This window comes from Brucella tritici, from assembly GCF_008932295.1.
GTDB lineage: Bacteria > Pseudomonadota > Alphaproteobacteria > Rhizobiales > Rhizobiaceae > Brucella > Brucella tritici.
The window spans coordinates 1-246 of record NZ_WBWA01000120.1 but is presented as its reverse complement, the minus strand read 5'-3'; the positions used below and the strand labels follow the sequence as shown (position 1 = coordinate 246).

The window sequence follows — 246 nt, the reverse complement described above, 5'->3', positions numbered from 1 at the left end:
CTTCTCGCCAGCAGTCGATGCCCGCTTCAGTTATCGCGGTGAGGATGTGGTGCAGACCCTGGAACGGATATGCCGTCAGGTCGGTTATCCTGCGGTTATTCGTGTGGATAACGGCAGCGAATTTATCTCTCGTGACCTGGATTTATGGGCTTACCATAAGGGGGTAGTTCTCGACTTCTCCCGGCCCGGCAAGCCGACAGATAACAGCTACATCGAGAGCTTCAATGGCAAATTCAGAGCCGAATG

1 protein-coding gene is annotated in these 246 nt (G+C 53.7%); it reads left to right on the top strand.

Features of this window, described 5'->3' with window-relative positions:
• The coding region (locus F9K91_RS25705) for a DDE-type integrase/transposase/recombinase (RefSeq protein WP_151679085.1) at positions 1-246 on the top strand (246 nt) is incomplete at both ends.